Genomic DNA, 3,246 nt, shown 5'->3' with positions numbered 1-3,246 from the left:
TTAGGCCTATCAGATATAAAAACAGCACCGTATTGCTGTACCAGCCATCAATACGTCCCAGCGTGAGGCTATCCCAGATAAATCCACCGATAAAAAAGAGAACAGGAGCGTATTTTTTATGACGATTCAGAAATGACTTTACTCTTGAAACCATCTATTGATTTTGTTATTCGTTCTTTGGGTTTGCGGCAATATAATTATATATGTTATGATGCAGTGTTGTAATGTTGTAGAGGCCTGTATAACCATACTTTTCGGTAATGGTCTCCGGATTGAAAATAGTGCTTGCCGTATTTATTACTGAACCGAAGTAACGTCAATAGAAAAGAAGAAGCTCAAATTTCTGTTGGCTTTGAACGTACTCCCCGAAGAAAAAAACTCAGGCCATGGCAGGTGAGGCAGAAAATTCGTCCATATCTTCTTTTGTAGTTTTCAATTTGGCTGTTAAATTATGTTTCGGTTGATCCTTGCAAAAATTTCGGTTGATCCTTGCAAAAATCAGGAATCACAAAATCAATAATAAACAGGTTAAATAAATATAATGAAAAAAAATATTAGTTTTTTTATATGCTTGCTTATAGCGGGAACCCTGTCATGCAGTTCACAACCACAGACACAGAGTCTTTTCAATGGGGAAAACCTGGACGGGTGGCATATGGACGTGCCGCCCCTGGATGAGGATTCGACCCTGAGAGATCCCTTCATCGAACGCGACGGGATGCTCGTCAGCCTGGGCGAACCGAGGGGACATCTTATTACTGATGAAGTATACAGTGACTACCGGCTGGAAGTGGAATACCGGTTTCCGGGGGAACCGGGTAATTGCGGCGTTTTGGTTCACGCCTCTACGCCCCGGGCACTTTACGATATGTTTCCCCAGTCCATTGAAGTGCAAATGATGCATGAACAGGCGGGTGATTTCTGGTGCATCGTTGAAGATATAAGCGTGCCCAATATGGTAGAGCGCCGCGGTCCCAAAGAGGAGTGGGGGATCACCGAAGGAGAAAAAAGGAGAATATTGAACCTGACGGACGGATCCGAAAATCCCGTCGGAGAATGGAATACGATGGTTATCGAAGCTCTTGACGATAAAGTAAAAGTGTGGGTAAACGGGGATTTGGTTAACTATGGAGAAGAGGCTACGGCGAGCGAGGGACAGATTGCAGTGCAGGCCGAGGGGGCAGAGGTTGAGTTCAGAAAGCTCGATTTGACACCTATCTCGGCATTAAGTGATGACGGAGCATGGTAACAACACTCACTATTCACCTTGAAGAAACCAAAAACTGACTCAAATCCTCTGGCTCTACCCACAGTGCATTAAGTCCAACGCACTCCCGGAGGGATCACCAGGTCCATACTGTAACACTTGTTCAAAGCAGGCACTTTACTAAGTGCCGTTAAAGTCGTATTCTGCGGTATAGAGAAAGAAGCGAAGAGCCTGAAACCCGTATTGCTTTCTGTGACTATTCAATATGCAAACTTTGAATAGGTCGTGTGGGTGAATGAACATTTGTCCACTGCAGGAGCGTACATCTCGCGCCCTTTAAGGGGATTCCTTATGTCAGGTTGCTTTTCTCCCGGGAGCGGGACATCCGCGAACGTGAGGGTAGAGTATACATACAGAAGTGAACAACAGTACATAGATCTAAAGATATTATGGTATCGGAATATTCTGACATTTTAAAGAAAGCGAAGTCGATTGCCATTATCGGGTGCTCGGCCAATAAATATCGTACCAGTTATCATATCGCAAGCTACTTGAAAGAGAACGGTTATCTTATCATACCGGTCAACCCGAAATATGACGAGGTGCTTGGCGTGCCTTGCTATGATGAAATGGCAGATATCCCGGAGAAATATCCCGTGGATATCGTGGATATTTTTCGTAATTCTGACCATACTGCTGACATGGTGCGACAGGTTATAGGCTGGGTGGAAAAAAATGGACAGAAACCGGTCGTATGGACCCAGATGGATGTTTCCTCGGAGGAAGCAGAGGCTTTGGCCGGGGAAGCGGGACTCCCCTATGTGAAAAACGAGTGTATTATGGTTCAGCACGAGAGACTGCTGTAGATTAGAGATTTTGAAATTTCGGATATGGGAAAAACAGCCGGACCTGCCGATTTTACAACTTCGTGTCTAACGTGGAATGTTGGAAATTCAGCTAAGGGACGGACCATGGACAGCCTTTCACAAATAGCCCGTAACAAATAACCGGCATCTAATGCCCGGGTTGATCTCTTTTTTCCAGGATTTTTTTCCGCTGCTCTTCGTGTTCCTTTAGCTTCTTGCCCAGCAGTCGTTCGATGATCAGATGATCTTCTGCGGGAACAGCTGTGGTGAAATCCGTCAACTCGCTGTCGGCATTCAGGTAGTCGATCTGTATCACATTTTCCCGGTGCCAGCGATACGCTACCACTTCCTGCCAGGGGACCAGCCGATCCAGGATCAGGATCCCTTTCTGGCGGAATTCCGGCACGATACGCATAGTCACCCCCAGCAGGCCAAACGCCAGGAGGGACAGTCCGGAGGTCACTCCGATCCCCGTAAAGGGACCCAGGGTAAACAGCTGCATCCGGTACAATCCGAAGGCGATCAGCAGTATGCTTATCAAATTTGGGACGGCTTCGGTCCAGAACGATCGATAGGCGTATTCCATATAACCGGTTTTTCGGCGAAGAATGAACTGTTGGACGGCAAATCCCAGGAAAAATCCCGCTACCGTCGTATACAATCCCATGGTAAATTTAGCGGCAATATGTTGTGGAAAATACCCCATCCAGTGGGCAGCAGTCATAAGGGTAAGAATGGCCATGGCTGCGAGAAAGCCATACGTCAGACGCCGCTGGGTCAGATGCCGCAGTCGCAGCAGACGCTTGTACCCCATCCAGAAGGTGAGGATAAAAATCAGGAAAAGAAGCAGGATTACCAGCAGGGACATATGCTCGAATTTTGTATGTTATGCATCATATATTGAATGTTGTCGAATGGTAAGCTAAGAAATTTTAAGAAGCCTTTTGCAAAACCAGGAACTTTAATCAATATCAAAGCCTGAACAATATTCAAAACCATAGCATATAAGGCATCTGCGAGGATTTGGATGTGCGAAAATGAAGATACCGGCCAAACGAACGGTTTAGTCAAATCTTCTATAAGTTTAATTTAACAAACCCTATTTATGAGTCACGATCTGCACCCTACAAGTATTGAAGTTTCCAACGGCGAAGGGATTCTGGAAATTGACTG

Annotated in this window: 3 protein-coding genes; 2 read left to right on the top strand and 1 reads right to left on the bottom strand. The window is 45.7% G+C overall.

Features of this window, described 5'->3' with window-relative positions; translation table 11 throughout:
• Nucleotides 1-541: 541 nt before the first annotated feature.
• Both ACESLU_RS13390 and ACESLU_RS13385 read left to right on the top strand, forming a co-directional pair.
• Complete coding sequence (locus ACESLU_RS13390; protein WP_372639133.1) at nucleotides 542-1,249, top strand: DUF1080 domain-containing protein; 708 nt, start codon at nucleotides 542-544, stop codon at nucleotides 1,247-1,249.
• 407 nt (nucleotides 1,250-1,656) lie between these two features.
• Entirely contained in the window at nucleotides 1,657-2,073 is a 417-nt protein-coding gene (locus ACESLU_RS13385; RefSeq protein WP_372639132.1) for a CoA-binding protein, read from the top strand.
• A gap of 148 nt (nucleotides 2,074-2,221) precedes the next feature.
• On the opposite strand, the gene ACESLU_RS13380 is transcribed toward ACESLU_RS13385, so the two are convergent.
• Nucleotides 2,222-2,941 (bottom strand): hypothetical protein, encoded by a 720-nt coding sequence (locus tag ACESLU_RS13380; RefSeq protein WP_372639131.1) that lies wholly within the window; start codon nucleotides 2,939-2,941, stop codon nucleotides 2,222-2,224.
• Between the last annotated feature and the right edge of the window lie 305 nt (nucleotides 2,942-3,246).

The organism is Fodinibius sp., from assembly GCF_041642155.1.
Taxonomy (GTDB): domain Bacteria; phylum Bacteroidota; class Rhodothermia; order Balneolales; family Balneolaceae; genus Fodinibius.
Note: the sequence above shows the minus strand (reverse complement) of the source record. Positions and strands in the feature narration are given on the sequence as shown.